The organism is Phenylobacterium sp. CCH9-H3 (assembly GCF_001557235.1).
Taxonomy (GTDB): Bacteria; Pseudomonadota; Alphaproteobacteria; order Caulobacterales; family Caulobacteraceae; genus Phenylobacterium.
Genome location: NZ_LSJI01000198.1, coordinates 1 through 5,358 on the forward strand (window position 1 = coordinate 1; position 5,358 = coordinate 5,358).

The following is a 5,358-nucleotide window of genomic DNA, read 5'->3' on the forward strand; positions in this document are numbered from 1 at the left end:
AGCGGCTCTACAGCAATCTCGTCAGGGCCGTTCTTGATCTTGCCGCGGACTGTCCTGAGAGCCGCCACGTCGTCGCATTCGCCATCATCGTCGACGCTTTCCACGACGACATTCTGGGACCGCTCGAACGTGGGCGCCCGGCGAGACGGCCGACCCTGGTCGAGACCGACGAGGTAGCGGGTGACCGCAAGCTCCACTGACGTCCGGTCTGCGGCATGCGTCTGCAGAGTTCTCGGCGAACCGAGGCGGTCTCCCGGCTCTCGGCGCGGGAAGTCCACCGGCAATGTGCATAGGTCGGTGGAATTTCCCGACATGTGCGACGCGCATGGATAGCAAGCGGCGACTTTCTTGACGCATCCAGCCGGCATGTAGGGAACTGCGGCGAGGTCTATACACTCCTCGAATTATGTATAGAAAACCGGGACAATCTATACAGATTGGTCCCGCATGGCTCTGATCGCCAGCCACGTTCCGCCGCTCCTCCCCCTCGCAGTGGACCTGGAGACGAAGCGCGTCCTCAAAAAACTCGCCACGGCGCATCGGGCATTGGCGGAGCTGAAGGGCGCGGCGGGCCTGGTGCCGAACGAAGCCATCCTGATCAACACGCTCTCGTTGCAGGAGGCGAAGGACAGCTCGGCGATCGAGAACATCATCACCACCCACGATGACCTCTATCGCAGCGATGATGCCGCCGACCGGTTCGCAAGCGTCACGGCGAAGGAGGTCTACGCCTACGCTCGCGCTATGCGGGACGGCTTCCAGACCGTCCGTAGGACCGGACTGATCACCATCAACGACATCCTCGCCATGCAGGCGACGCTGGAGCGCAACCAAGCCGGATTCCGCCGACTCCCGGGCACCGCGCTCAAGAACGATAAGACCGGCGAGGTGGTGTTCACCCCGCCCCAGAGCTACGACGAGATCGCTCCGCTGATGGCCAATCTCGAACGCTTCATCAACGGTGAGGACACGCTCGACCTCGATCCTCTCGTGAGGATGGCCGTGATCCATCACCAGTTCGAGACCATCCATCCCTTCTACGACGGCAACGGCCGCACGGGCCGGATCCTGAACATCCTCTATCTGGCGAAGGAGGACCTGCTGAGCACGCCGGTGCTCTACCCGTCGCGCTACATCAACCAGCGCAAGGCCGACTACTATCGCCTGCTGCAGGCGGTCCGGACCGACGGGGTCTGGGAAGAATGGCTCATCTACATGCTGGACGCGGTGGAGCAGATGGCCGGCCAGACCACGAGGCTCGTCCATCGCATCTGGGACCTGATGCTCGACCACAAGGTTCGGCTGCGGCGTGAGCTCCCGCGCATCTACAGCCAGGACCTACTGAACAACATGTTCAGCCACCCCTACAGCAAGATCGCCTTCGTCGAGCGCGACCTCGGGGTGAGCCGCATCACCGCGACACGCTACCTCGACGAACTCACCCGCATCGGCCTGATGCGAAAGCACAAGATCGGCCGCGAAAGCTACTACATGAACCGCGCGTTGCTGGACCTCCTGGGGAACGTCCAGACCGTCTGACGTCCGGCCAATCGCCTCACACTCCGAGCAAGACCTACTCCACGCGCCTCGCCTTCGCCCGCCGCCGGATCGCGCGCATCATGTCCGGATGCAGCTTTGGCCGGTCCCATCGCGCCGCGCCGCCGATGCGCGCCAGCTCTTCAGGAAAGCTCAGGTAGGTGAAGACCCGATCGACCACGTCGATCATCAGGACCTTCATCTCGGCGTCGGATATGCGCGAGAGCTGGGGCCACGGGATTTCGCCGTACGGGGTGACGACTTTCACATCGCTGAAGTCACCACGTTCCGACGACGGAAACCTGCCCGCGTGGAGGTTCTCGAGCTCGGAATTTCGCATGCACGTCTCGACAAGGGCCTTGGCGAGCAACTCGAGGTCGCGACTCTCCGCTGCGGTCGGGCCAGAACTCATGACCGTCTACCTCTTCGAAACCTGTGCGGCCGCACCCCGGGAGTGCGCGCGCAGTATCGTATCCGACCCGAGGAGCATGCGCAGTGTCTAGAGACCAAGGTCGGTCGATCGCGGAGGTCCTTTGATTTGCGCCCCCCGCGGGGTGGGAACGAGTTCGATCCCCCGACCCAACGCCGGCGCGGACTGCCCGAGCTTCAGCCGCGCGTAGTGCTCCTGACCCTGCGGGTCCCGCACTATCACCCATGCCGCGCCGCCCAGTTCGTCGTGATGGCCGCGCGCCACGACCCGGCCACGAACCGGCCGATCGTCCAGGACCTTCGGCTCACGGCCCGAATCCAGCCGGCGCTGATGGAGGGTGCGGATGATGTCCTGACGGAGCTGCAGCGACCGCAACTTGGGCTGGAGCTCAGCGTCCAGCCGGTATCTTTCGCCGACGCGTTCGGCGAGACCCAGGGCCTCCAGCCGACGCAGTCGTCCCCGCGTTAGAGCCGACCAGGCGTCGTTCACCCCGACGCCGTCGTCCACACATAGGTCCGAGTCCGCTGCCTGGAGGAGCCTTCGGTCCAGCCCCGTGAACCGGTCGGCTTGGGTCTCGCGCCACACACGGCGCTCCGCCTCCGCCCGGGTTAGGTCGCCAAGCTGCTCCTGCGCCACCTCCTGCGCCCGCGCACGGAAGCCAAACCCCACATAGTCCCGAGGCATGACGAGGTCTCGGCCCGATCCTCGCCGGCCGCGGATCAACACGTGGGCATGGGGGTGCCCGGTGTCGTAGTGGCAGGTGGCGATCCAGGTCAAACCCGGCTCCCCCAGGTCGTCCGCGACCCGCCGCATCACCTCCCGGATGTAGCCTCTCAAGTCCGATATCCGCTCGCCGTGCTCGGGAGATACGATGAACCGGAAGTGGTGCCGATCCTCGCCCCAGGGCAGCGTGGCGGCAGCTGGGTCAATCACCTCCTGGCTGCGGTCGAAGAACTCGGGCGGCCGTTCGGCGAGACCGGCCCCGGATCGCCCGAGGTAGGCCACATGCGCCGCCAGGGCGGCCCGGCGCACGGCGCCGTGTCCGGCGTGGCGAGAGACGAGGGCCTTCACGATCACCCGTTGCCGCACGTCCAGCCGAAAGGCGCGGCCGGAGCGTCGCTGTGCTGCGCTGAGCACGCCCGAGCGGTCTCCGAAAGCGAACAGCCGCGATGCCGCCAAACGCTGCATCATGGCCGTGCGGGCTGTTACAGGATCGGATTTCAGCCGCCGCGGCAGGCGCGCGATCCGCTGGGGCGGTGCGTCCGCTGGTGCGCCGGTGAGGCGGGCCTGTATGGCGTCACGGGTCAACACGACGGCGAGGTCCAGCGTTCGAAGAAGCGCACGTCGTGGCGACTTGCCGCCGCAGATGTGCGTCCTGCTAATTCGCTGAAACTCTAGGGCAAAGAGCGACGCAAAACATCTCTTTTATCTTGCCCTAAGCGACCAAATCGAACCAGTGGTCAAACACCATCAACAACCATCAAGTCGGTGCAAAGGTGTGCGTCGACCGTGATCTGAAGCTAATCTGAGTCGCCGTTACATCGGCCAAACGAAGAAACCCGCCCGGCCGAAGCCGAGCGGGTCGAGGTCAGGCGCGCCGGTGTTAGGCCGCGCGAGCCCGGATGGGCAGGTGCTGCACGCCTCGCGAAGCGGCTTGCTGGGCCAGGTTCAGCGCAGGACCGAACGGGTGCGTACCCGCCGACCGTCCGCCGTCCAGCGACTGCGCCAGCGTCAGGCAGCAGGTGGGCTCGAGCGCCATGAGTTCGTCGTTGGCGCGGAACGGAGCGGCCTTGCCGTGCCGGTCGAAGTCCGCCCGGGCGACCACCAGGGTGACGCCCTTCTGCTGCGCCCATCGGATCGCGATTCGCTCCGCGCCCTTGGCTCCGGTGGTGGCGAGCGCCATGTCCGGCCACTGCTCCCGCGCCCAGTTCAGGGCGTCGAAGATGCGGTTGGCGTCCGCTTGGCTGTCAGCGAAGGGGGCTGCCCGGAACGCCACGATGGGACCACCCGGATCGGCCTCGGCGGACCGACGCCGCTCGATCGAGCGCAGGGCCTGCTTGGCCTCCAGCTGCGCCGCGGTCAGGTGCGTGCCGCGCCGGCTACCCCGCCACGGTGTCCAGACGTCTCCGGTCGCGGTCGTGTACACCTCGGCCGCCGCGTCGCGGATCAGCTCGCAGGCCGCCTGAGCGACATCGGCCGACCGCGCCAGCCGGGTGGCGTCCTGCAGCTCGGTGTCGGCCATCTCGGAGCCGTCGAAGTCGCGCTCCAGGATCCGCATGCGGTCGCGGGCGCGATCCGCATCACGCTCGATCCGGCCCGCCGCCGAATGGAAGGCGCCGATCAGGCTTTCGGCCAGGATGGTCTGCACATCCTCCAGCGCTGTGTCGCCGATCAGGTCCAGAAGCTCGGTCATCACGGCATGACCCAGCTGGATCAGCGCCGCTTCCGTGGGATGCGGCCGGACGTCTTCCAGCGCCGAAGCCTGCACGTCGAACGCGGTGTCTGAGGTCGAGAAGGCATGAAGGGAGAAGGTCATCGAAGGACTCCAAGGATGAGAGGAATCGCCGATGCGCCCTACGCGCAACGACCTCTGTCTTGGCCACGTCGGGTCCCGGGCAGTCACCGGAGCGGAGCGCCTCACGCGAAGCGCAGGGGAACGGCCGTCAGGCCGTTGACGGCCCGGGTGACGTGACAAGATGACAGGGCGTTGTGTGGGGGCGTTGCGCCCGCCCGAAGAGGCGGGCGCTCAACTCGGCGCGCCTCTCGCGCCGATGACGGAGGCGCCGCTACCCGAGCGCTCGACCTGCGAGTTTGACGAGGTGGTTCCGCTCGACGGGCCGATAGGCCACAGAGCCGTGTGGCGCGCAGTAGGCCCCGCGCACGGCCGGCCGGCCGCACAGGCAGAAGTCGTCAGCCAGGGGTTCGCCGATCGGCCAACGGCACTGCCCGAAGCGCACGGTCACGACGGTTGCGAGACCGCTCTGCGGGAGGGGCAGTCCAGGGGACGCCGCGACGAGCGACGGGAGGGCCTTGCAGCTCGGAGGCCTGGACGGCAGGCGTGCCCGACGCTCGCGGCGCTGGTCCGCACGGCCTGCGCCCGGCAGGCGCGCGCCGGTCCGACCGCTCAGGCCGAGCCGATGAATCTTCCCGATCACCGCGTTGCGCGTAATGCCGGCGCCGAGGTCGCGGGCAATCTGGCTGGCGCTGGCGCCGTCCTTCCAGAGTTTGCTGAGGGTCTCGACGCGATCGTCGGTCCAGGTGTCGCGGGCGACCATGGGGGTGTCTCCGGTTGACGAGCCCGATCGGCTCGCCTCCCGCCCGCCCTTGCTCCGCCTCCGCGTGAGGGATCGTTCGTTAACAGCGGCCCCCGCCGTCAAGGGCCTCGCACCCGG

At 67.1% G+C, this 5,358-nt stretch carries 6 protein-coding genes; 2 read left to right on the forward strand and 4 right to left on the reverse strand.

Features of this window, described 5'->3' with window-relative positions; all coding sequences use genetic code 11:
• Positions 1-200 (forward strand): hypothetical protein (locus AX721_RS28030; RefSeq protein ID WP_197422630.1); only part of this gene is annotated, 200 nt, incomplete at its 5' end.
• Positions 201-447: 247 nt separating this feature from the next.
• On the forward strand, positions 448-1,539 hold the full coding sequence (locus AX721_RS17610) for a Fic family protein (RefSeq protein ID WP_068877289.1): 1,092 nt from the start codon (positions 448-450) through the stop codon (positions 1,537-1,539).
• A gap of 34 nt (positions 1,540-1,573) precedes the next feature.
• Here the strand turns inward: AX721_RS17610 and AX721_RS17615 are convergent, their stop codons facing one another.
• From AX721_RS17615 to AX721_RS17630, 4 genes are all read right to left on the reverse strand, one after another.
• Positions 1,574-1,906 carry a hypothetical protein gene (locus AX721_RS17615; protein WP_197422631.1) on the reverse strand — a complete coding sequence of 111 codons (333 nt, stop codon included), beginning with the start codon at positions 1,904-1,906 and terminating at the stop codon, positions 1,574-1,576.
• A gap of 129 nt (positions 1,907-2,035) precedes the next feature.
• Entirely contained in the window at positions 2,036-3,103 is a 1,068-nt protein-coding gene (locus AX721_RS17620) for a DUF3363 domain-containing protein (RefSeq protein WP_231754735.1), read from the reverse strand.
• Positions 3,104-3,569: 466 nt separating this feature from the next.
• The gene (locus AX721_RS17625) at positions 3,570-4,502 is read right to left on the reverse strand and encodes a DUF2493 domain-containing protein (RefSeq protein ID WP_068877292.1); all 933 of its coding nucleotides are present in this window, start codon (positions 4,500-4,502) and stop codon (positions 3,570-3,572) included.
• Positions 4,503-4,752: 250 nt separating this feature from the next.
• Entirely contained in the window at positions 4,753-5,241 is a 489-nt protein-coding gene (locus AX721_RS17630) for a GcrA family cell cycle regulator (protein WP_068877293.1), read from the reverse strand.
• Positions 5,242-5,358 lie beyond the last annotated feature (117 nt).